13 protein-coding genes are annotated in these 24,072 nt (G+C 46.3%); 4 read left to right on the top strand and 9 right to left on the bottom strand.

What is annotated here, in order from left to right; genetic code table 11:
• Positions 1–6 precede the first annotated feature (6 nt).
• The gene (locus CLV42_RS19920) at positions 7–3,420 is read right to left on the bottom strand and encodes a HEAT repeat domain-containing protein (protein WP_106603695.1); all 3,414 of its coding nucleotides are present in this window, start codon (positions 3,418–3,420) and stop codon (positions 7–9) included.
• A gap of 355 nt (positions 3,421–3,775) precedes the next feature.
• Here CLV42_RS19920 and CLV42_RS19915 point away from each other — a divergent pair, with 355 nt between their 5' ends.
• From CLV42_RS19915 to CLV42_RS19900, 4 genes are all read left to right on the top strand, one after another.
• Entirely contained in the window at positions 3,776–5,305 is a 1,530-nt protein-coding gene (locus CLV42_RS19915) for an alpha/beta hydrolase-fold protein (protein WP_106603694.1), read from the top strand.
• 227 nt (positions 5,306–5,532) lie between these two features.
• On the top strand, positions 5,533–6,402 hold the full coding sequence (locus CLV42_RS19910; protein WP_106603693.1) for a COG1470 family protein: 870 nt from the start codon (positions 5,533–5,535) through the stop codon (positions 6,400–6,402).
• 12 nt (positions 6,403–6,414) lie between these two features.
• Positions 6,415–7,431 (top strand): ABC transporter ATP-binding protein, encoded by a 1,017-nt coding sequence (locus CLV42_RS19905; protein WP_106603692.1) that lies wholly within the window; start codon positions 6,415–6,417, stop codon positions 7,429–7,431.
• A complete protein-coding gene (locus CLV42_RS19900) occupies positions 7,376–8,419 on the top strand; it encodes an ABC transporter permease (protein ID WP_106603691.1) in 1,044 nt (347 codons plus the stop codon). The genes CLV42_RS19905 and CLV42_RS19900 overlap by 56 nt, the downstream gene beginning before the upstream one ends.
• Before the next feature lie 66 nt (positions 8,420–8,485).
• Here CLV42_RS19900 and CLV42_RS19895 read toward each other — a convergent pair whose 3' ends face one another.
• From CLV42_RS19895 to CLV42_RS19860, 8 genes are all read right to left on the bottom strand, one after another.
• On the bottom strand, positions 8,486–9,580 hold the full coding sequence (locus CLV42_RS19895; RefSeq protein ID WP_170117583.1) for a DUF2652 domain-containing protein: 1,095 nt from the start codon (positions 9,578–9,580) through the stop codon (positions 8,486–8,488).
• A 135-nt stretch (positions 9,581–9,715) separates the two neighbouring features.
• Entirely contained in the window at positions 9,716–11,062 is a 1,347-nt protein-coding gene (locus tag CLV42_RS19890; RefSeq protein WP_106603689.1) for a hypothetical protein, read from the bottom strand.
• A gap of 255 nt (positions 11,063–11,317) precedes the next feature.
• Entirely contained in the window at positions 11,318–12,787 is a 1,470-nt protein-coding gene (locus CLV42_RS19885) for an alpha-L-fucosidase (RefSeq protein WP_106603688.1), read from the bottom strand.
• A gap of 27 nt (positions 12,788–12,814) precedes the next feature.
• Complete coding sequence (locus tag CLV42_RS19880) at positions 12,815–15,964, bottom strand: glycoside hydrolase family 2 TIM barrel-domain containing protein (RefSeq protein ID WP_106603687.1); 3,150 nt, start codon at positions 15,962–15,964, stop codon at positions 12,815–12,817.
• A gap of 143 nt (positions 15,965–16,107) precedes the next feature.
• A complete protein-coding gene (locus tag CLV42_RS19875) occupies positions 16,108–17,715 on the bottom strand; it encodes a GxGYxYP domain-containing protein (protein WP_146154435.1) in 1,608 nt (535 codons plus the stop codon).
• 10 nt (positions 17,716–17,725) lie between these two features.
• Positions 17,726–18,715 carry a BT_3987 domain-containing protein gene (locus CLV42_RS19870; RefSeq protein ID WP_170117582.1) on the bottom strand — a complete coding sequence of 330 codons (990 nt, stop codon included), beginning with the start codon at positions 18,713–18,715 and terminating at the stop codon, positions 17,726–17,728.
• A gap of 20 nt (positions 18,716–18,735) precedes the next feature.
• Positions 18,736–20,505 (bottom strand): RagB/SusD family nutrient uptake outer membrane protein, encoded by a 1,770-nt coding sequence (locus CLV42_RS19865; protein WP_106603823.1) that lies wholly within the window; start codon positions 20,503–20,505, stop codon positions 18,736–18,738.
• A 19-nt stretch (positions 20,506–20,524) separates the two neighbouring features.
• Entirely contained in the window at positions 20,525–23,959 is a 3,435-nt protein-coding gene (locus CLV42_RS19860; RefSeq protein ID WP_170117581.1) for a SusC/RagA family TonB-linked outer membrane protein, read from the bottom strand.
• Between the last annotated feature and the right edge of the window lie 113 nt (positions 23,960–24,072).

Here is a 24,072-nt window from a genome sequence, read left to right as displayed (position 1 = left end):
AGCGTATTAATTATCTGTTTTCTGTTCTGCCAAAAAGCTCACGACATCTCTTATCTCTTTCTTGGAGAGGATTTGTGTCATGTTCGGCATACTGGATTGCGCGTACTCTTTGTGCACTATTTGATCGGCAGCAATGGTGCGCTCGGTATCTCCTTCTTTGATCGTTAACCCTGCTTTAGTTTCACCTTTCAGAATGCCGCTTAGCTTTTTACCATCTTTCAGTTCCAGTGTCACCATACCAAATCCTGGTGCCAGGCGGGCGCTTGGGGTGATAAGTGCCTGTAATATCTGTTCCCTGGAAATACGACCGGCAACACCATTTAAGCGTGGGCCAGCGGTACCACCACGGTCATCGTAAGAGTGGCAGCGCATACACTGGGAATTCTCGTTATTGAAGAATATGTGTCTGCCTCGTCTTGGATCTCCACCCAACAGGCAGCTGCGGTAGGAGGCCATGACATCGTCGGAAGACAGTTTACCGTTCACCGCTTTATAACGAGTAGCCAGCTGTGTAGAGCGGCTGCTATCAATCGCCTCGCCCAGTTCAAGGTAGATGTCTGGGTCCAGCTTACCAGCGGCCATTTTATCCAGCAGGTCGTTCAGCGGCTTTTCTGTATACTGTGCTGGCAGTTTGCCGAGTGTCAGCAGGGCTGCCTGTTTTTCTTCCATTGTCTTGTTGGCAATAACCCCTGTGAGGAGGTTCACCATTACACTTTCGGATAAGTGCATTTTCCCCAGCAGGTCAAGACCAGTTACGCGTACTGACTTTTCCTTATCAGCCAATGCAGCGGTGATCCCTTGTTCCACACCGGCATCCTGCAAGGCTACCAATGCTTCCAAGGCAGTTGCCCGCATTTCTGCCTCCCGGTCTGCCTTCACAGCAGCCAGCAATTGAGGACCTGCCTGTTTGATCTGTAATTTGGCAATGGCTTTCGCAGCGCTGATGCGTACGGGCAACTCTTTGTCCTTTAACAGGGCAGTAAGTGGTGCTGTGGAAAGATTCACTACAGGTGCTGGGTTCCTTTTTACTTCTCCACGTAATCTACCGTCAACACGGTCCAGCACAGAAGGTTTAGCCCATACGCTTAAAGCGTCTATCGCTTCCGCCCGCATAGGGGCCGGACTGCCTGCTTTCTGTGAATAGGCTACCAGGTTGTGCATAGCGGCATCTGTACCTACCCGCAGGTTGGCATTGATAGCACGACGGATCAGGGCTTCATTTTTAAACGTTGTAGTACCCAGCAGGTTAGCCAGGGCTGGCAATGCCTCTTTAATGGAGAGGTCATCGTTGATAGCGCGGGCCGTCTCAGTGACTACAAATTCATCTTTATCGTTGAGGAATGCTGCAATACCGGGATGGCTCATTCTTCTCAGGGTCACTACAGCAGCAATGCGCAGTGCACGGGAAGGGCTGTTCGCCAAAGCGATCAATGGTTCCGCCTGACCTATGCGGGATAGTGCCAGGGTGCCTGCATGTCGCTGATAGGCATCTACGTCGTTATTCGCTTCGAGGAAGGCGATGAGTGGTTGTACCGCGGGAGCATATTGTATTCTGCCCAGGGCTTCTGCTGCAAAGAAACGTGCACGGCTGGCGGTATCTTTCAATACTGGCACCAGGGCTGCTCCGGCTTCCTTATAGCGGATATCGCCCAGCCATTTGGCTGCCTGGGCCCGTATTTCGGGATCATTGTCCTTTAACAGGGGCAGCAACGCTTTGGCGTATTGTTTATCCTGGCGGGCCAGCTGGCTGAGTCCCCATATAGCATGCACTCTCGCTAACTGGTTGTCTGTCTGTTTTAGTGCCTGCTCAAACAGCGGCGCTCCTTTTTCTTTACGTTTCACCAGTTCAAACTGGGCTTTCATGCGAACGCGCATATCCGGATTCTTCAGCAGGTCGGCCAGTGCTGTTTCCTTACGCTTGCTGAAATCTTCCGCCAGTAGAGATTTAGTAGTTTTTCGTTCTGCTGTAGCGGCGGCTGTTTTATCATCCAGCTTCCAGATGCGGCCGTAGTTATGTGTACCCCAGCCATCAATCCAGTCGGCTACATATAAAGCTCCATCTGGTCCGAAGTCAATACCGGTGGCCAATATACCGCCCAGCACTTTCTTATGTTCACCCAGCACAAAGGAAGCTCCTTTAGGGTTCAGTTTAAATGCATGTATGCCGGAGTTGGAAGGATTGCCCACAAATTCTGCTACGAAGAAGGTATTCTTATAAGCAGGGCCTAAAGCTGTACCTGGGTTGTAAACAAATCCTGCAGGTCCATTTACGAAGTTGCTGATACACGGAGTGATATAAGCCGCCTGACCTTCAAAACGCGGTGTGTACATCTTTTCATCCATCCATACTTTGTAAGTATTATTGTCCGGATCATGGTATTTACCGTATTGCCAGTTGCTGCGCCAGCCCTGATCACCGCCATTCACCAGATATACCAGTCGCTCGCTTTCACCGGGATGGTCGCCGTCATTGTCTTCGCTGATAATGTTACCATATTCATCAAAGGCAAATTCATGTGTATTACGGATGCCATAGGAATAGATCTCAAAATCGCTGCCATCTGGGTTGGAGCGGGCCAGTACCCCGCAGTTCGGGAAGGACCATTGTTTCCCGTCGGGACCTTTACCATTAAAACCAATATCACCTATCTGCCAGTAGATGCGCCCATCAGGGCCCATTTCTACGCCTGACATGCCATGACCACTAAAGCCTATGTGTACGGCATATCCATGGGATATAGACGTTTTTTCATCTGCTATGCCGTCGTGGTTCTTATCTTGTATACGCCAGAGGTCCGGTGCTACCGCTAGGAAGAGGTCATCGCCCTCAGCCAGCACGCCGCCGGCAACATCCGTTACCTCATCGTGGAAGTCGTCCACTACCAATTGCGTCTGATCGGCCACACCATCTCCGGATACATCATCCACGCGATATACGTGTTCCTTTTCTAAGGTCAGGTCACGCCAGTCGTGGGAGCTGTCGCCGTTCAGGTCATCCAGCCAGGTATTCCTTTTACTGTTTTCAGGAGATAACTCCTTATGCAGGAAGGCACGGCGATCTTCTACCGTTTGCAGACTGATAGATGGTATTTCCCAATCCCGGTGCCCGCGTATGTCAAATTCAGAATGCTTCTGCCGGTCGGTGGTGGTGTAATATACCCTTCCCTGGTCGTCCACATCAATAGCGATAGGAGATATTACCAGTGAATCGATGCCCCAGAGTGTAAGGGAAAGACTATCTGCCAGTTGAGGCTTCACTATGGAGCCAATCGAGTCTGCCAGATGAGCTGTAAGGGTGCTATCCATCCGTTTGATGCGCTTGTCAGCGGGCCCTGAATCCTGTTTACAGGCAGGAAGGCAGGCTGCGGCAAAGAGCAATGTTGCCAGAATTGGATCTTTTAAAGCATGCAGTTGTTTCATAAAAGGAAGCAATGATTGTCAGTTGTACACATTATTATTGATAGACCTGTGATCGATTAAGATATGGCAAAAAAAATGCAGAAGAGAATATTTTTTTTGAATGGAGAGACAGGGCTTAGAAGCAACAGTAATTATTTCTTTAGAGACCTGAGAATTCGTAAGGTTTGTTGCCTGGAATTCTCTATTTTGGAGTTGACATTGTTTTAGTCTGTCTACTGGCTGTAACAGCCTGCAAGAACAGCATAATGACCGTATCAGGGCCTTCAGGACAGTAAGAGGGGGATTTTAAGGCCAGGTAAAGACAACGGTGAATATTGTTATCCGGATACCATTAATAACCAAACTATACATCCCAATGAAAATTAGATTTGTCCTTTTCGTCATACTCATAGTGATAATCAGTAGTAAGCAGAACGTCGTAAAGGCACAGGACACCGTTCGAAGAGTGTTTGACATAGGAAGACTTGACTCGATAAATTCAGAGATATTAAAGGAGAAGCGTTTTTTACAGGTATTCGTGCCTCAGGGCTATAAGCCGGGAAGCACAGATAAGTATGATGTGCTGTATGTGCTTGATGGTGGTAACTGGAATACAGGCTTAATAAACAAGGTACAGCAATTTGTGGAAGGGGAGGGCTATATGCCTCCGACAATAATTGTAAGTGTCCTGGGGATCGATCGTATCAAAGATTTTACACCCACCCACATAAATGACTGGAAAACCTCAGGGGGAGCGGCTAATTTCCTTGGTTTTATCAAAGATGAACTGATACCCTATATTAATAAAACATATCCATCTAACGGAGATAATGCATTATGGGGGCATTCATTAGGTGGGTTGTTTGTTATCAATTCAATGTTAAATGAACCCAACACCTTCAAATCATACATTGCTGTTGATCCCAGTCTCTGGTGGGAGGATGGTTACATACAAAAGCTCGCACCGGCAAAATTACCTGCGTTAGCCGGTTTAAATATTACCCTGTTCATTAGTGGCAGAGAAGGACCGGCCGGTGAATCTATGAAGATCGCCTCAATGGATACCGTGCTGAATAAAATGGCGCCGGCAGGATTGACCTGGAAGCACATTAATTACCCTGATGAGACACATAGTTCAGTAAGGTTGAAAAGCATATATGATGGACTGAAGTTTTCTTATGGCTGGCATAATGGCCAGATCGAATTCCATCCGATGAATGGCATAGTGTCGAAAGATAAGCCTATTAAAGTATGGTACTTTGGGGATACGGCAAAAGCGTATTACACAATTGATGGAAGCCAGCCTACCATTTCATCTGCAAAGGTGCAGCCTGAAATCAATATAGATAATGCTACTAAGGTTACAGTGAAACAGTTTTCGAACCGGTCGCGCTATGATAAAATAAAAACGGGCGAGTTTACCCTTGAAAAAGCGTTAAGCCCTGTTTCAAAGCAAAAGAATATGCAAGCGGGTGGGTTTCATTATGCTTATTATGAAGGAGAGTGGGATAGCACTGCTAATTTTAAAACCCTGAAGCCGCAGCAGGAGGGGATCACTACTGCAGATTTCGATATAGATAAACTGCCCCGGAAGAATAATTACGCACTGGTAGTTGACGGGCTGCTGGAGGCAAAAGAAGATGGCTATTATATTTTCGTGCTGGATGCTGACAAAGGTTCAAAACTATACCTTAATAATCGGCTACTGATACAATGGGAGGGTTCTTACAGTAACCGGACGTATTCCTATATATTACCGCTGGAAAAGGGATTCCATCCTTTTCGCTTAGAATATTTACATAAGAATGAAGACTTCAAATTGAAGCTGTCTTATCTCACACCAGGTGCACTGAATGCTAAACAGCCGATTCCGATTCCTGCGGATCTTCAATATTCAGCACGGTAACAGATACGTTTCTGTGACAGCTTTTATTGTTTGTGTCATTCACAATGTAGCGTTTGTCATGACCTGGATTTGATGCGGCGGCGGGTACCCGGGGGCTCTGTTTCCCTGCCAGGGGCTAAATTTTTTTTTAAATTCATTTGGAAAAAATATTCACTTTATTTTAAATTTGAGCGCCTTTTTTAAAGGCGCTTTTGTTTTATTAATGAATTTAAGAATTTGTTAGTTTTATGTTAGCGCTAATTCGTCAATCCCGGCGAAACAAGGGCCGGGGATTCCGCCTTTACATCCCTTTCAGTCTTATTCTTGCGGTATTTTCTTTTGTTCCACTTTCATTTAAGGGTAGTCCCCCGGCGCGTGCCCGGACTTCGACATTCACCGCCCGCCTGATCAACCTGGAAGCAACCTCCCGGGAGACATTCAGGTACAATGCCTCCCTGTATAATGGAAGGAATCATGCTGCCATCTTTGAATTCAACGCCCAGATACCTGCCGGCTGGAACACGACATTCCGGGTAGACGGTATGCAGGTCACTTCCTTCAGGCTCGATTCAAACAGAACGCAGGACGTGTCTATTGAGATCGTACCCTCACCTGCGGTACAGCCAGGAAAGTATAATATTCCGGTTACCGCTATTGCCGAAGGAGATACGGTACTACTGGCACTGGAGGCCGTGGTCAAGGGGACATACACTGTAGAGCTGACAACTCCCGACGGGCGTCTGAGCGATGAAATTACTGAGGGGAGCCGTAAACCTATTCATCTGACAATAAAAAATACCGGCTCGCTGCCATTGGATGGGCTGGAGTTATCCGCCCAGTCGCCACCCAAATGGGACGCTACTTTCGAGCCCGCGAAAATTGAGCGGGTGGAGGCTGGCAAATCCGTGGACATTATAGCGACGCTGCATGTGCCGGACAAGACGATTGCCGGTGATTATGTGACGAATTTCTCTGTTAAAAATGCCAATGCAACCGGCAACGCCACTTTTCGCATGACCGTCACCACCTCATGGCTGGCAGGCTGGTTGGGCGTGTTGGTGATCCTGCTGGCTGTTGGCGTTATCTATTACCTGATCCGAAAATACGGCAGAAGATAAGCGTGTTTACATATGGAAAACGCAATTATTGAACTGGAAGGATTGACAAAATTCTATGGTTCTCTGAAAGCTGTAGACAACCTTCATCTGAGGATTAATGCCGGAGAAGTATTCGGTTTGCTGGGACCTAACGGTGCAGGCAAGACCACTACTATCCTGATGATGCTAGGACTTACAGAACCTTCCGGCGGCACAGCAAGGGTATGTGGTTTTAACGCTACCAGCGATCCTATTAGCGTAAAACGCAAGGTAGGTTATATGCCCGATAGTGTAGGCTTCTATGATGGCATGACGGCATTTGAGAACCTGTCATATATCGCCAGGTTGAATGGTATACCTGCACATGAAGTACATCATCGTGTGCAGGAAATGATGGAGTTGGTGGGGCTGGGCACTGCCATGCACAAAAAGACCAGTGCCTATTCCCGGGGCATGAAACAGCGACTGGGGTTAGCCGATGTATTGATCAGGCAACCGGAAGTGATCATCCTGGATGAGCCGACACTGGGTATTGATCCGACAGGTGTAAAGGAATTCCTTCATCTTATCCGGCAATTGAGCCGTCAGCAAGGTATTACCGTATTACTTTCTTCTCATCACCTGCATCAGGTGCAACAGGTGTGTGACCGTGTGGGGATTTTTGTCGGCGGTAAACTACTGGCAGAAGGGGATATTCATAAACTCTCCCAAAATCTGTTTGCCGAAGAGTTGTATCTGGTAACGATCACAGTAAAAGATACCCTGCCTGATACTACAGCCTGGGAAGCAACGCTGCTGCAAATGGACGCTGTCAGAAAGGTGACGGCATCTGGCAACACCATTGAAATATCCTGTGCTGAGAACATTACGCCCCGGTTAGTAAGATACTTTGTGGAGAAGGGTTTCGACATTATGGGCGTATATCAGAAAGAGTATGGATTAGAAGAAATTTATCAACGGTATTTTGACAATAATCTAACTGAAAACGTGTCTCATGGAAAGTCCAGTGGTTTATTTCAAAGATCTTTTTTCAGGAAGGCCGCGCATTAAAAAAGCAGGAGACCCAAGTGTATCGGATATAACATCACGCCAGCGTCCTTTTGGTGTAATGGTGCGTAAAGAAGTGGCTGATCACATTCGCAGCTGGCGGTTTATCGTATTACTTATACTCATAGTATTGACTTTTGTGGGAGCGATGTATGTTTCCCTAAGCAATTTAAAGGCGGCCGTTTCGAATGAAAACGATCCGGATCGTCTGTTCCTTTACCTGAAATTGCTGACCGCGACAGATGGGTCACTTCCTCCCTTTCATATTTTCATGAGCTTCCTGGGAGCTTTGCTGGGCATCAGCCTGGGATTTGATGCAATTAATGCAGAGCGGAACAATGGTACGCTGATCAGGCTACTGGCACAACCGGTGTACCGGGATAATCTGCTGCTTGCTAAATTCTTAAGCGCCCTCGTTATAGTTGCTGTTCTGTTTTTGTCACTTAGCCTGCTGATGATCGGTGGTGGACTGATTATCACTGGCGTCAGGATTGAAGGAGCTGAATTCTTCCGGATATTGGCTTTTGTTATACTTACTGTATTGTATGTTGGCTTTTGGTTAAGCCTGGCAATACTACTTTCTGTAAAATTCAGGCAAGCCACCACTTCTGCACTCACTGCCATAGGCATCTGGTTGTTCTTTACTATTTTTTACAGGATCGTCGTGAACATGATCGTAAGATCCGTCTTTCCGGACCCTAACTTCATGACACAGGGGGACATTGTTTTTTATAACAATGTAATACTCGATCTGCTTCGCCTGGCGCCCAGTCAGCTGTACACAGATGCCACGACAACCTTGCTGATGCCTTCAGTCAGGAGTCTCGGTCCTTTGACGATGGAACAGATGGCAGGAGCTATTCCGTCTCCTTTGTCAGTAAGAGAAAGTATATTGATCGTGTGGCCGCAGGTAAGCGGGTTGCTCGCTGCAACAGCGGTTTGTTTTGCATTGGCGTATTTCTGGTTTATGAGGAGGGAGATAAGGACCTGATGCAGCAGGCGTGCTTTTTATGATATGGCAAAATGCCCTATCATGCCTGGTTATCTTTTCGATGTATTATTCCTTTTGGAAAGCAGGATCAAAAGGAGAGCCTTCCATTTGGATACAATATGCTGCCAGTTTTTCCGCAAGATCCTGCATGCTTTGTGATAATTCAGCATGCAGATCTTCGGGGATTGGAGATTGCCCGTTATTCAGGAAACGGCAGGCAAAGAAGCACGATTTCTCGTCCAGTTTATTGAATACAAATTCATAGACCAGGGAAAGATCCAGCCTCGGAATGATACAGCTTTCGGCATAGAAGATCTGCTCGTCAGATAGTGTCATCCGTAGTGGAGATACAACGGCCTGGTAGTCTTCAAATGTACAGTAATGAATACTGCCAATAAACACCGCAGGGATGTCCTGCTCTACTTTACGCAATCCCGGTACCCATTCTGCCCGGCCTGGAATATTCATTACAATCATATACACATCGCGAAAGTTCGCAGGTATTGGTTTTTCTACGTAGCAGGTATTATCAACGCAATAATCATTTTGCAGGCGGGGGAGTTCCGGTACTTTTTCCCGGGCATTGTTAAGCAGGGCGAAACGATAGTTAACTGTACCAATAGAGGGATATTCTTCTGAAGAACTCACCCATTCCAGCTCATCCTGTACAGGGTTGTTGATCTCCTCTTCGAAAAGCTTTTCTGTGATCAGCAGGTACTCGTTGCTACCAATGCTATTTTTCAATAAACGATGTGCGATGATCATTTCCGGGCCTGATTGCTTTACAAAACGTCCGACTGTTATTTCTGCAACAGGTCCATGATGTACTACGAATTTCAATGTAAGATTAGTAATTGCCTGGCAGGCTCCGCAAGGGCAAACCATGTGTTGTTGCATCCATTTGCGCTGGTAGTGAAAAGCGTTGAAGATGTTCATGCAGGTATTCAATATTTCCTCCCGGGAAGGTGCGGATCCTTTCCTGACCAACAAAACGGCATCTCCTTCGATCTCCGCTACCTCATATTCGTCACCAATAGCTTTAATCATAGCATCAATAAGCATGTTAATGGCGAGTGTGCTATGGTTGAGTTCAGTAGTTGTCATGAACTCAGTGAACCCGCTGATATCCGGGATCAGGATGGTTGCGTTGGTTGTTGCCATAGTTCGGGGTATATGTGTTATAAAGTTACGGAAGATTGGGGGTATGAACATTTAATAGTTTTGAGGGGCAAAGAAGGCGGGGTACAGACACAGGGCCAGATAGTATCTGAGAAAGGATTTTTTTTATGTTTTAGCTTATTTGTGCGTTACACTATCGTCATACATGGAATAGAAAACTTTACCTTCACTTGTAATAAGCAAGGCCTTCGTAAGTGTAACTTCTTCCGTCCGGATTTTGATGGCAGAACCTGATACCGGTAATCTACGCTCTGCAAGCTCCGATAGGATTCTTTCGGCTTTTTCGGCCGAGCTTCTATTGCCCCCCGCTACAAAGAATTGCATGTTTTGCAATTTATTAAAAGGAACCAACGGAGGAGAATTAGTATTAAATAACATTGTAATTGCATCAACAGCAGTGTGCCCGCCAGCAGATGGATCTAAACTATGTAAAAGCGCATTATAGCGCTTTTCATTATGCGTTGCTGTCATTGCAATCGTTATGCAGGGCTTCATACTGTCTGTCCATAGTCCTTCATTTATCATGGCCATGGGCTGGTTCCAGCGTTCAGCACCCACCTCAGCTACATCCTTGGTCAACTCTCTTAACTGATCGTAGGATAACTCTTTTATTGAGAATCTTTTTGTAAACCAATCATCCAACGCACCGCCATTTTCTCCACTCCAATTAGTCAGGCGATCTGTTGCTTCCAGCAATTCATCCAGGCTTGCATATTCACTGACGTTTTTCTGCTGAATTGCCAGTTCTATCCCATTGAATGAAGTGTTATTGTAGTGTTCATTTTCTGATCCTCCATACTTTTCCCTTAGCAACATAGCAACCTTTAAGGCAAGATCTCCGGAGAAGCGCTGTAAATCATCCGTCCAATGCGGAGCTGTAGTCTGAGTTTTTTCGCCGGAAAGTTGTTCATCTTTTTCAAACAGATCTAATTCGTGATACAGGAAACTTCTCTGGAAGAGATCATCTATAAAGCTAACAAAATAACCTTTCTCCTTTGTGTTGCCTGGATTAGTGTAAGGCATTAGTACCAGGGCAACCCGACCTTTATTACTACCGCTATTCACTTTAACCTTAGTATGCCAGTTCAATCCTTCCTGCACCATTCTTTGGACTACAGGTCTGGTAACTCCACTCTGTATAGCCGGCTGATCACTCTCCTGCTGAGTCACATGGGATGTTTGCTGTGGCAGCAAATCCTTATTGCCGGGTTTTAATTGAAATGGTGCAATGTGCTGAGCTTCAGTTTGAACGTTGGTATTAAAGGAAGGAAGGGAGAATGGCTTTACTTCAGTCGCATATTCATTATACATCTGAAAGACCTCATCAGTTTGGTTTTTCTTTTCTATTGACGTGTTTTGAAATGGATGTGGAGCCGGCCGGGATATTCCCATAGAGCCGTGGTTGTATGGTGCCGCCATAGAAGAGTTGTGTATTGTTTCAGCACCTCTGTTTTCGTGTGGCATAGAATTTAAAGCTATATCCTTAAAATAGGTAATAATTCTGAATTGGAGTTTTCCAAATTAGCATCTGGTCTCCGATGTAGCTGTAAACTTCATTCGAAATAGGGGGCTGGAGGAAGAATCTCGCGATAAAGAATAATTGAATAAAAATCTACATAGAAAAAGCCTCAGGCAGCATATCCCGGAGGCTTTTTCTATATAAATAAGATGAAAATTCCTATTCAAAAATGCAGGACATAAATCACACTTGCCACACTATTAATCATGCTCGAGCATCCGTTGCTTATAAATACCAAAGGTATGAATCGCTGCACATGCCTTGCCTTCCGTAATCCGTAACCGTACGTAAGAAGCTGTTACAGGTTTGAACTTAACAAGCCATTTATAACCAATGGACTGTTTTCCCGTTGCCTCCGGAATGGGTGTCCAGTTTTTACCATTCTTTGAATATTCTACAGACCAGCCGGTAGTGCGATGGCCCAGCTCAATAACTTCCTGTAACATCAGCACATCAAATGTTTTTGCTGTTCCAAGATTGAAGACTATTGTATCTGTCTTGGCATTATCTGTAGTAGCATAATAAGTCTGCTCAAGATTATCCACCATGTTAGACGGTTTATAATTTTCGCCGCGGGGGTGAAGCGTCTTAATGGTAGCGCCACTGGCGAGATTGGTTTTGAAAGTGCCACGGATCATTGCGCTCAGGCTATCACTTTTTTTGACGTCAGCCGAAGAGATCAATCCTTCTTTATTGGGTGGGTAGTTTAGAAGCAATACGCTGTTGTGTCCTACGGAGTTAAAATAAATATCCCATAGTGTAGCAAGACTTTTTACCCGTGTATCTTCTTCTGAATGGTAAAACCAGCTCGGACGAATGGATACATCCACTTCGGCAGGCACATAAGCTGTTCCATTGATCTCTCCGTGGTTTAATGCGGAAATGTTATCGGACTCATTTTTTATGGAGGATAAGTTAATCGTTGACCAGCATGGATCGCCGGATATCCCTGATTCATTTCCCATCCAGCGGCAGTCTGCAAAGGCATTGGAGTTTTTTGTTCCAAAAACAACACAATTGGGTTGTAAACGGCGAACAGAATCTGCCCATCGTGTATAATAAGCAGTAGTGAGTTTATCAGCACCTGCTCCATCCCACCATATTTCCCAGATCGGACCGTAGTTCCTTAACAGCTCTGATAGTTGATCAGCATAATAATTATTGTAATCATCTGTGCCGTACCTGGAGTCATGTCTGTCATGTGGTCCAAGATATATCCCGGCTTTAATACCGGCAGATTTGCAGGCATCAGTAAATTCTCTGACAACATCTCCTTTTCCATCTTTCCACGGACTATTTTTAACGGAATAGTTGGTGTGGGCAGTGGGCCAGTTACAAAAGCCATCCGCATGCTTTGCCACGAGGATAGCGCTCGTGATGCCGGCGCTTTTGAGTACACCTGTCCATTGATTACAATCTAATGCCGTAGGATTGAATAGTTGCGGACTTGCCGTTCCGTCGCCCTCATTATCATTCGTGAAAGTATTCATACCGAAATGAAAAAAGGCTATCATCTCACGGTGGTACCATTCAATCTGCCTGGCGTTGGGTACCGGACCTACCGGAGACGGTGCTGTTTGTGCATCCACGGGAGAGGGGAGAAAGCTACCTATAGCCGATATAAAAACCAGGGGCCTGGCTAATTGTAATATAATCTGCTTCAAGTTCATATTAAAAGCTATTAAGTTAATCTCGTTTTATTTACCATGTAATGGGGCATACGGTTGTATGCTGAATGACAATGTTGCCGGTTTAAAAGGAATATAATATTGCGGTAATGGAATAGGACCGCAACTGGCATTTCCAAGGCCCATTTGTGCCTTATCAAGGCTTAGAATGGTTTCTGGTCTCCTGTGCAATTCGTACAGGTGCTGTGCTGCCCATAGATCCTGGTCGGTGTAATGCAGTGCTGTAAAACTCAGCTGATCATCTGCTGTAAAGAGAATACCTTTATCATCTGCATCGGTTAGTTTTACCCAGCGCACATCTTCGCGATTGGCCATTCCCTGCGGACGTTCATATTGTTCCAGCATATTGTCTACCGTACGTTGATATTGTCCTATATCGGCAGCAGTCTTTCTATCTGCATAGTTTTCAAAAGGTCCACGGCCATACCATTCAACATTCTCCAGCCCCGGGTTCAACGCCATGCGTAATCCAAGACGGGGGATGGGCAGACCGCTGGTATCAGGTATAAAGTCGGCCTTCACGTGAACTAAACCGTTTCCATATATGGTATACTTCATTTGTGTAATGACTTTGAATCCTGAACGTGTAGCAGCGGTAGTCGCAGTTGTTACCTCGACTGATTTACTGCCAAGTGGTTTTACAGCAAAGCTGTTCAGGGTATACTGCAGGCTGTCATAACCAGCCTGCATCCATTCAATAGCAGGGCCTCTTTCTTTTGTGCGGTCATTATCCAGCCTTGCGCGATACAGGTTAAAGACAGGCCCGTTTTGTGCGCCGTTAATGATAACATGGTCACCATATTGGAGAGAACTGATATTGCCGTTTGATTTATCAAACGTGATAGCATAATCCTTCCCGTTTATCTGCACTGTAGTACCGTTCTGTTGCAGATCTACATCAGGCAACTCCGCCACGTTGATCGCTGCTTTGGTAATGGTATTAAAAGGGACTTTCATTTGTTCATGCGCTACCTCGGTCCCTTGCTTGGCCCACAGGGCATCCTCGCGCAGGTGGAAGGCCACTCTCAGCCAGTATTCAGCACCTGGTGCCAACACCGGCTTTTGCCAGGGGATCGTCACAACAGTAGAATCATTGGGCGCCAGCTGTACGGGTGCTAATGTGCCGGATTGTATCACGCTGCCATTTTCAGATAAGCTCCAGGTACAGTCAAAGGCATCGAGGTTGAGAAAATCATATTTATTCCTGATGGCAACACGCCCTGCTTGTCCGTCTGCCATGCTGATCTTTACATACTGGTATACTTTTCTGACATCTTCCATTTTAGGCGTGAACTGCCTGTCTGAAGTGGTGAGTCCTTTAATGCTGAAAGTACCATCATTCGGTTTATCGCCAAAATCACCACCATAAGCAATGAACGTTTTGCCAGTTGTATCGCCGGGGATCCGTTTATTAACACCCTGATCCACCCATTCCCAGATACAGCCGCCAATAAGACGTTTATGCGATTCAATAGCATCCCAGTATTCCTGCAGGTTGCCTCCTGAGTTGCCCATCACATGCTCATATTCGCACATAAAGAAGGGCTTGGCGGATGTTTTTTCTCCCTCAGCTATCAGGGTGTTCACAGAAGGATACATGGTAGACTCAATGTCTGCGATGTCGTTATATCCTTCATAATGGATCGGCCGGGAGCTATCTATAGCCCTTATTGCGACCTTGCCAGCTACAAAGTTCTCACCACCCCATGACTCGTTGCCCATAGACCAGATAATGACAGAAGGATGGTTCTTGTCTCGTTCTACGAGGCGTACCTGTCTGTCAACATACGCTTTTTTCCATGCAGGATCTTTCGTCAGCTGATCGCCCATACCATGTGTTTCCAGGTTCGCTTCATCTACCACATATAAACCGTATTCATCACAGAGTTGATACCACAGTGGATCATTTGGATAGTGGCAGGTACGTACGGTGTTGATATTACACTGTTTCATCAGGGTGATATCCCGGATCATGGTGGCCCTTGGTACTGCTTTACCATAAGCCGGATGCACCTCATGACGGTTCACGCCTTTCAGCAATACCGGTTCTCCATTCACCCAGAGGCGGCTGTCTTTTATTACTACTTTTCTGAAGCCAAACTTCGATGAAAGTGTTTCCAGCACCTGGTCTTGTTTATCTTTCAATGTCAGCAATACAGTGTAAAGATTAGGCGTCTCAGCTGTCCATAATGCAGGCTGCCTGATATCCGACTTTAATGTATATGTTTGGGCTGATAAGTTTTTCAACGTAGCTACAGGCTGATTGATAGTCGTGCATAATTTGCCTGCAGGGTCATATACGTCAACGCTGACTGTGGCTGCTGCAACGGCGGCACCATCATTCTTTATATCTGTTTTTGCATAAAAGACAGCTGATTTAAAATCAGCTGAGAGGTCTGATTGTAGGAAATAGTCCTGTATATGTATCTTAGGTTTCGCATAGAGGTATACGCTTCTGTGAATACCGCTGAAGCGGAACATATCCTGATCTTCCAGGTAACTGCCATCGCTCCATTTGTATACTTCCACGGCTACCAGGTTCTTTCCTGGTTTAATATATTTTGTGACATCAAACTCTGCCGGGTTGAAACTGCTCTCGCTATAACCTACCTTTTGCCCGTTTACCCACACATACATGGCGCTGATAACGCCGTCGAAATGGATAAATATTTCTTTCCCGTTCCAGTTGGCCGGAACTTCAACATACCTGCGGTAAGACCCTACGGGATTGGGCTCTTTCGCCGTTGTCCAGTCAGCGGGTACTGCACCCATTACCCTGGGAGGATCCACTTTAAAGGGATATTCAATGTTCGTATAAATGGGGGTACCATAGCCCTGCATTTCCATATTGGAAGGTACCGGGATGTTTGCCCACTGTGTGGCATCAAAATCCGCTTTATAGAAATCAAGCGGTCTCTCAGAAGGTTGTTTTACCCAATGAAATTTCCATGTTCCATCTAGTGTAACGTACCAGGGGGATGTGGATGGCACATCCTTTAATGCCTGTTCTTTGCCGGCGTAAGGAATACAGATGGTACGGGCTGGTTCCTTGTTGATACCTAATACCTGTTCATTCTCCCAGTCATGACTTTGCGCATGGATAGTGGCATGGCCTGCTGCCAGCAGGCATGCTGTAATACCAAATGTTTTGAGACCCATTTCCTGTTTTTATGTTTACAATTAATATTGCTTGGACATCTTGTCTGAAAATACCAGTCACACGAGACTGCTGCGAGACAACTGAATACCTCCACGATCAGGCTCGTCAGAAGCCCCGTGCTTGTGGTAGATTCTAACAACAACTATTTATTTCCCAGATTCGCTTTCACGAGTTTTACAAAAACATCCGGCGTTACTACGCGTACATTGGCATTTAAACCGTCTACAACCTTTTTGATACTGGCCAGATCTTTTGTCCAGGTGTGGACAAACACCAGTGTATAACCAGATGCGCTGGAAGGATTGGCAGGCCGGGAGTTTATATTGCTGATCGCGGTAGCCTCTTCTTCCAGTCCTGCCCAGAGATTGTCTCTTGCTTCGATCACAGGTTTACCGTTATCTGCAAACTGAATGCTTCCATTGGGCGCTTCTCCGTACCCTGTATAGATCAATCCGTCTATATTGCTTTGAGACAGATATTTATTCCAGATATCCATACGTCCGATGGCACCCTGGTCCAATATGTTGACAATATTGAGATCGGCCTTTCCCATGAATGTATTCAACCTGCTGAGGTATTTATCAAGTGCGGAAACCGGCATCTTACTGGGAAAGGTATAACCACTTCCACTGGGCCCGGCTACGAAGCGGTCTTTGGCAGATGCATTTTCATAATACCAACGTAATGCAGCGGGGGCAAGGTCCACCAGGGAAGGACTGATAGTATATCCCATATTAAAGGAACCACGAATCGGGTTACTAAAATAGTTCTGCATGGACCAGAGATCATATGCAATGTTATCGCCATCGCTTACCAGGAATGTTACATAATGCACATTATTTTCCGGAACAGGTGTTGCCGGTGTTTGCTGCCGGATGGCGCTGTTGTCGTATATGCTGCTTAACGGAGCAAGGTTAGCGGCAAGATCTGTCGGAAGCATTACAACCCCGGCTTCAGCAGCATTGGATACCATAGAGAATTCTTCCTGTCCGTATCCAAAGCAGAACGCTTCGGGGGCAAGGCCTTTCAACACTGTTTTGCGCCAGGGTGTTTCACCATCATAAAAAGTGAAGGCGTTGGTGAGCGTAATGTAATCCCGCAGGTGATGATTGATAGTCGGTGTCAGTTCAGCTGCGAGTACATTGCTAAAAGCCTTTGGATAGTTGCTATACACCCATTTCTCATCGCGTGTGCGTACATCCGCTTTGCGTGTGGAAATGCCTGCCGCAATTACGGCCGTTTCCAGGCTGGCATCCACAGCAATGGCGTTCATTGGGCCACATAGCGCCGTAGCTGCCGTCAGTGATCTTTGATTGCTCGTACGATTGTACAACACATATCCGCTTATTTTTGATTTGAAGTGAGTTACAAGATCTGCCCAGGAAGCGTAGTTAGTAAGTGTAATGCCGTACTTGCTGTTCATATAGCTTGTCCATACAGCAGAAGGCCCCCCTTCGTCAATGTATATCTGATCGGCGGAGGTTTTGGCAACAAGTCCCTGTAAGGTAGCCACCAGTACTTTCTGCTCAGCAGAAAGGTTGTTGCCACTGATCACACAAAGGGACTTCAATGCAGTTCCTTTCTGGTGCAGTACGCCCTGGCTGAGCACCTGGGTGTTTTTTATTGTATCGTTCTTTGACGCATCTACAGGGGTACCGGTAACTGCCGATGAATGATTGTCAGTTTTACTGCAGGCCAAACATCCGATACCAGCTGCAATCAGCAGCGTGCAAACAAGTTTTTTCTTCATGCCTGTTGGTTTAGAATATTTGTATTTCTGCAATATTGGTGCTGGATGTAGCGTATACTTTTGTGACGGTTATCTTCACATACCTCGCTTCTTTTAATGTAGACACAAAGTATCTGTACCATGGCTGGCCTGCATCATGAGGAATATCCTTAATACTGGCCACATCATTCCATGTAACATTATCAGCACTTACAGACACCGTAACATCCTGCGGTTGCCCATGACCTTCTGTTTGCCAGTCGCCTTCAAAATAACGGTCCATAATGCCGATACCATGTACTGGTTTCAGTTCCCCCATATCAATGATAATATAATGCGGAGGTCCAGGTTCACTGCCAGACCATTTTGAATTCCAGAAGGTACCAGGATCTCCGTCAATAGCTGCTTTAGCAAGGCCGTTGCCGCCGCCTTCTGCAGGTTCTTCGGTGGAGAAACCGGCAATACTCCAGCCACTTTCGTCATAGGGCTGCATGCTCGCCAGATCGGCTGTACCATTTACCACGAAATAAGTAGTTTGCTGATAGCCGCTTCCTGCTGCTCCCGTAATGCTTTCAATACTGATGGGAATCATATAATCCTGGAAGGGATTTATTTTGTCCTTGGCGATTATTTTAAGGGGCAGGTTGCCGGTGCTGACAGCTCCTTTTGCGATGATGGCACTTGCCTGCAACTCATAACTACCGGCGGGTAGTAAAGGGTAGCTGGTGCCGTTTTCTTCATTGAACTTCTCCACGAGAGAAGTGTCTGCCTTGAAATGTACTGTAATCTCACTGTTGGCGTTTATACCAGACACGGTAGCATAGTCTGTTCCAGTTATGACGGCACTGTAGGATACAACAAAAGGAGTATCTGCAATGGCGAATTCCTTTTTTACAATACCTTTTCCTGCTTCCGGCATGTAGACCGTTTCAGCGGAATGATCATCTTTTTTGCATGCGCAGATACAGGCAAGGGCTAAGAGAAATGTGTATATATGAAGTTGGGAGATCTTTGTTTTCATGACTGCGGTTTTATGTACGATTAATACCCTGGATTCTGTCCGTTTACCCATGCGTCCTTACCTCCGTTTTGTGCCCGGATCTTGTAATTACGATCCAGCACATTCTGCGGAATAGGCATGTAGTACATTTTGGGAAGGAATAAACGGGTGCTTACATTCGTGCGTGTATAAACGAGTGTTCCGTTATTGGATGTTATGACCATCCCAAGCTCTGGACGGTTTAATACACCCGGAGTGCCGTCAGCCATCTTATCAGCAATCTTCCAACGCAATACATCCCACCAGCGTTTGTCTTCAAATGCCAGTTCTACACGGCGTTCACGGCGAATGATCGCCCGCATTTTGTCCTTATCCACGGCACCATAGGTCGCCTCTACAGTAGGAAGGTTATTATTACGGGTCCGTACTTTGTTCACGGCGGCCAGTACATCAGCGGTAGGGCCATTCACTTCATTTTCGGCTTCTGCAAAACTGAGCAGTACTTCTGCATAGCGGAAGAACATATAATTCTGATAAGAAGTGCTGTTAGCCCTGTTATCGCTTCCCAGAATGCTTTCATCCAGCCTTTTGCAGGCATAATAACCTGTATGCGTAACATCGCTGCTATAACCCAGATCTATTTCATTTTCTGTACTTCTGCCCAGGCCCACTACTGTCCGGATGGTATCGCCCTGCCATGGAGATCCGTTAAACAGGATCGTCTGGTAGAAACGTTTTTCCCTGTTCACATATGGGTGCTGTGGATCATAACCGGAGCCGGATTCTCCGATGGCTTTTCCGTTGGCCATGGAGAATTCATCTACCAGTTCCTGTGTAGGTTGGAAGTTGCCCCATGCTACTTCGGTTCCATTAACAATGGTAGGACCTTCTTTTCCCTCCAGTTGTCCACCTTTACCAGGCATATATTGCCTGGCGAAAATCGACTCCCGACTATTGTTGGCTGTTTTCAGGAATAAAGTCCGGAAGTCAGGATACAGGTCATACACCCCAAGGTCCATCACGGCCTTGTTGGTGGCAGCTGCTTTTTTCCATTTTTCCAGGTCGCCACCGGGATTAGCCGCGTTGCCTGAATTGCGTAAGGGACTGGCTTCATAAAGTTCACACCATCCTTTCAGCGTAAGTGCAGCACCTTTCGTAGGTCTGCCGGGTTCCGACTGATTAGGCGGCAAGATGGTTGCTATTTCGGCCAGCTCATTTGTAACAAACTGGAAAGTTGCTTCTTCAGTGCTTCTTGGTACATAAATACTGTCGCCCTGTGTGATATTGTCCAGTGTTCTTGTGATAACAGGTACACCACCATAGGCCATCCACAGCCAGTGATAGAACATAGCGCGGAGAAAACGTGCTTCAGCAATCCTTTTTGTTTTATAGTCGTCAGGCAGGTTGGAAGCCGTTACTTTTTCTATGAACAGGTTACATTTCCTGATCTTTTCATAGTTGCCGGTTCTGCCATCATTGTTGTCTGTTTTTCCCCAATACCACATGTCCCAGGGGCCGCGGGGCAGGTTGGAGGGAGTTACGTTGCCCACACGTATATTGGCATATCCCTGCATCCAGGTAACGCCTACATCAGAGTTGTCGGTATACTGGTCGAGGTGTTCCGTTTCATTATTCATGTCCGGAAGCGAATTGTAAACATCATTCAGGAAGAGGTCTGCATTGGCCGCAGATGACCATACAATATCATCACCTACGCGATCTCTTGGTGATATTTCCAGGGAGTTTTTATTACAGGCTGTTAGCGATATACCCAGAAGGGCGATAAGGCCGCAATGTTTTATGGTGATCATTTTTCTTTCGATTAGTTGTTTAGAAGGTAACATTCAGACCTACGGAAGTGGTTTGTTGCTGAAAGTAGTATTGTCCGTTTGAAGAGCGTGCTTCAGGATCGATCTTCTCTTTCATATGTGGTGTCCATGTCCACAGGTTCTGTCCGGCAGCATATACGCGTAGCTGTTGTATGCCTATCCGTTTAGTCAGTTTTGAAGGCAGGGAATAGCCCAGCTCTGCGCTCCTGAGTTTGATATAGGACGCATCTCTTACCCACCAGGAAGAAAATCTTGTATTATAGTCTTTTGGTTGTGTGCTGACGCGCGGATATAGGGCATTGGTATTAGCCGGCGTCCAGTGATCTTTGTAATACAGTTCACTGGCGGAGCCTTGCTGATCAAAGGGGAATACCAGGTTACCGCCTATAGGAAGGCTGATCTGGGTAGCTGCCTGCAACAGGAGGTTAAGATCAAACCCTTTCCATGACAGGGCCGGAGAGAGGCCAAAGATCATCTGTGGGGTACCGTTCGGTCTGCCAATTACAGTCTGGTCATTATCGTCGATAATGCCATCCGGTTTACCGGAGGGACCACTCAGGTCTGCATATTTCAGATCGCCGGGATGTACCGGAGCATCAGGAATGGAAGCAACGCCTGCTTTCAGGGAACCATCTGTGTTAAAGTCGGCGGGCGTAAAATAACCAAGGGCTTTCAATCCGAATTGTGTGCCGTTTGCACGTCCGGTTTGGCGACGGTTAGGATTATTGTAGGTAGCATCCGTTTCAAATACCTGTAGCAGTTTATTTTGTGCATAGGTGAAATTCCCATTCAGGTCGAGCCGTAAGCCGTTGGAAAAAGTATGTGTGGTACCAATGCCCAGTTCAAACCCATGATTACTCATAATGGCTGCATTCTGCTCCGTAAGCCCCACACCATATTCTGCAGGGACAGTAACCGTAGGAGGCACCAGCATGTTGGAACGCTTTTCATAGAAGTAATCGGCTGTTACAGTGAGTTTACCTTTCCACAGAGAGGCATCCATACCCACATCGGTTTTTTTAGCCCTTTCCCAGGTAATAGCAGTGTTAGCCTGCAATACTTCACTGATACCTGCTGTTAACCTGCCATCAAGTACGGCAGCATTGTTATAGATGGAGTAGCCTGTGAGATATTGAAAAGGACCACCGGCGAGGTTACCGGATTCTCCGTAGGAAGCCCTGATCTTCAGTGCATCTACCCAGGCTACATTGTCTTTCATAAAGTTTTCACGTGCTATATTCCAGCCGAGTGAAAAAGCAGGGAAGAAACCGTATTTGTGACCGGGAGCAAAGTAATAGTGTCCGTCATACCTGCCGGATACTTCTGCCAGGTATTTACCGTCATAATTATAACTCAGGCGGTATACATAGCCTATCTGTCTTTGCTGAGATGATGATCCTCCATTGGAGAGTTCTCCCTGCGCAGTACCGCCGCGATCCAGTTCGTCAATATTAATAGGATAATTGATCCTGCCACCGGAAAGGTCCCAGTATTTCTGTGTCCGTGATTCCAGTACACCCAGGAAAGTAACATCGTGTTTACCAAAGGTATTGTGATAGTTAAGATATCCCTGATAGGTGAACGATTTGTTCTGACTGGTACCCAGGTTCAACGTTGGTTTGGAAGGCCCGATATAGGTGGGATTAAAGGTATATGGCGTTGTTGTAAAATCTGCGCTGTAAGTCAGAATAGGTGTTTTCCATGTTTTGGAATAGGTAGTATAGGGATCATAACTGGCCACACCTTTTATGCTCAGCCCTTTTATGAATGGCAGTTGCTGTTCAATGCTGAACGTAGTCATAATCTGTGTATTCTCATTACGGGAGTACCCGCTGTGTGCAATGGTACCCACCAGTGAATTGGTAATGTAGCTACCCCATAAACCGTTGGAATAATAGATGGCGGATGTAGGCGGTGTTCTGAACGCCTGGTACATGATGCCTCCACCTGCAGAAGCATAGCGGTTATTGGGGTCACCGCTGCCAGGATCTGAATATCCGGAATAGTTCTGGTCTTCCACCCAGCCACTGAGAGAGAGCGATACCCGGGTGTATTTAGTCGCCTCAATGTCCAGGTTGGCCAGTGCATTATATTTCTTAAGATTGGTCGTAGAGAATTGTCCTTCCTGACTGGTATACCCTAATGCCGCAAAATATTTCATCTTTTCACTACCTCCGGAAAGTTGCAGGTTATGGTTAGTCAGTATAGCATTTCGCTGGATCACATCCCGTAAGCCCCGGCTATTGGGATATCTGTCGCGGTCAGCATCAGCCGCGCCGTCCACTGTTTTCTTATACCCGGCTATTTGTGCATCGGTGAAAGAGAGATTGAAGTTATCATTCCGGTTAGCTTCATTGGTCAGCAATGCATACTGGTATGAGTTTACCATGCGGGGCATCCTGGTAGGATTCTGAAATCCTACGTAGCCATTATAGGAAAGTACAGGAGCACCGGTTTTTCCTTTTTTGGTCGTGACCAGGATCACTCCATTGGCGCCTGCAAGCCCATATGGCGCTACAGCGGCAGCATCTTTTAATATAGTAACGCTTTCAATGGTAGCGGGATCCAGCCTTGAAAAGTCCCTGTAGATACCATCTACTACCAGCAGCGGATTGGCATTGCCAATGGTGGAAGTACCCCTGATCCGTATTCTCGAACCATCCAGTCCTGGTTCGCCGCTTCCCTGATCTGCAATAAGACCAGGCATACGGCCTACGAGATTATTGGTTAGATTCACGACTGGTTTCTGTGCAAAGTCCTTTCCTTTCACAGCAGATACTGCCGCTATACTGGTGGCTTTCAGCTGTGTGCCATAACCAACGACTATTATTTCACCAAGGGCAGTCGTATTTTCTTCCAGTTGTACATTTATTGACGTACGTCCGGCTACCGGTACTTCTTTGGTGACGTAGCCGATAAAAGAGAAAACCAGTATACTTTGTTCATCAGTCACCCGGATAGAGAATTTCCCTTCCTGGTCTGTATTGGTGCCATTTAAAGCACCTTTTAACCGGATACTGACACCTGGTAGCTTTTCACCCTTAGCGGAGGTTACGGTACCTGTGACGACCAATTCCTGTTGCTGTAGTGTTTTTTCACCTGTGGGCGCGGGCGCTGGAATGGGAATAATGAAGATGTAATGATCTTTCTGTTCATACGTGAGGCCAGTACCAGAAAGCAGCAGGTCAAGCGTGGAAGCTACTGTGCGGATAGATGCCGGCAGCTGAATATGGGTAAACCTGCTTATTTCGGCTTTCCTGTAGCCGAAACGGAAATTGGTCTTTTGTTCAATCTCCTTTAATGCTGTTTCCAGGCTCTTTCCTGAAAGGCCTAGTGAAATGGTAGTCTCGCGGATGTCCTGGCCGCTTGTTTTAGCTGCTATCAGCATATTACAGCAGATCAATAATATCGCTACTACTAACGTGGAGCATCTCATAATCCAAATGATGGTTTTGAGCGGGACAGAACGTTCATAAGGAGGGAACGTGGAGCCCTGACTTACAAAAAAATGCATAGATTTGTTTGGTTTTAATCGGTTTGAACGCTGGT

Origin of the sequence: Chitinophaga ginsengisoli (genome assembly GCF_003014595.1) — a bacterium.
In the GTDB taxonomy this organism is placed as follows: Bacteria; Bacteroidota; Bacteroidia; order Chitinophagales; family Chitinophagaceae; genus Chitinophaga; species Chitinophaga ginsengisoli.
Note: the sequence above shows the minus strand (reverse complement) of the source record. Positions and strands in the feature narration are given on the sequence as shown.